The 1,213-nt window shown below is 61.3% G+C and carries 1 protein-coding gene; it reads right to left on the bottom strand.

The features are described 5' to 3' along the window. Window positions 1-60: 60 nt before the first annotated feature. Window positions 61-1,213, bottom strand: a protein-coding gene (locus GKO01_RS15680; protein WP_099287796.1) for an IS3 family transposase whose coding sequence is annotated in 2 segments (ribosomal slippage) — window positions 61-977 and window positions 977-1,213 — 1,154 coding nt annotated over the 2 segments. Because the reading frame shifts where the segments join, the coding sequence is not laid out codon by codon here. This gene is flagged as partial in the annotation.

The following is a 1,213-nucleotide window of genomic DNA, read 5'->3' as shown; positions in this document are numbered from 1 at the left end:
AGAGGTGGTCCCATCCGTTCGGACAGCTTTACGGGCCTGATAAGCTATAGCCGGTTGTTGTCATGCCGCCAGGTTGACGGTGTTGCTGTTGGCCATTGGGTCCGGGGTTAACCCCGGACCCAATGGCGTCGGCGCGTTATGATACGCCTCATCGGGCGTGCGTCCAGCCAAAGCCGAATGAGGACGCTGCCCGTTGTAATGCGCGATCCATGCAATGAGCCCGGCCCGCAGTTCCGAACCGGTCTCGAACGCGTGCAGGTAGACGCATTCGTATTTCAGGGATCGCCACAGGCGCTCGATGAATACGTTGTCGAGCCATCGGCCGCGACCGTCCATGCTGATGCGGATCTGGCGCGCTTGCAGCACGTCCGTGAACCGGGGCGTCGTGAATTGTGACCCCTGATCCGTGTTGAAGATCTCCGGTGCGCCGTAGCGGATCAGGGCCTCCTGTAGCGCCTCGATGCAGAACTCGGCATCCATCGTGTTCGACAGCCGCCAGGACAGAACCTTGCGCGTCGACCAGTCCATGATCGCCACGAGATACAGAAAACCCTTTCGCATCGGGATATAGGTGATGTCCGAGCACCACACCTGATTGGGGCGATCGATCACCAGATCCCGCAGCAAATACGGATATTTGCGATGCCCAGGATGCGGTATCGTCGTGTGCGGCTTCTGATAGATCGCCCGCAGCCCCATCGTCGCCATCAGCCGACGGACACGCTTGCGCCCGACATCATGGCCGAGCCGCCTGAGATGCCGGGTCATCTGCCGCGACCCGTAATAGGGTGTCTCAAGAAACTGCGCGTCGATCAGCCGCATCAGTTCAAGATTGCCCTCACTCTCCGGCACCGGCCGGTAATACACGGACGACCGGTTGAGTTGCAGCAGCGCGCATTGCCGCACCACGGAAAGCCGAGGCCGCTTCAGGTCGATCATTTGCCGCCTCTGAGCATGCTCAACCGCACAGAGGCATCCCGCAAAAAATCCCGTTCCACCAGCAATTGGCCAATCTTTGCGTGAAGTTTCTCCACGTCGGCCGGGCTGGCCGCCGCCTCCGGTGCCGCCTTGCCGGAGAAGATGCCCGCCATGCCCTCGACTGCCTGGCGCTTCCACTGGGCAATCATCGTCTGGTGCACGCCGTGCTTCGACGCCAACTCCGAAAGCGTCTGCTCGCCCCGGATCGCCTCCAGCGCAACCCGCGACTTGAACT

It is taken from the genome of Gluconobacter kondonii (assembly GCF_002723995.1).
GTDB lineage: Bacteria > Pseudomonadota > Alphaproteobacteria > Acetobacterales > Acetobacteraceae > Gluconobacter > Gluconobacter kondonii.
Note: the sequence above shows the minus strand (reverse complement) of the source record. Positions and strands in the feature narration are given on the sequence as shown.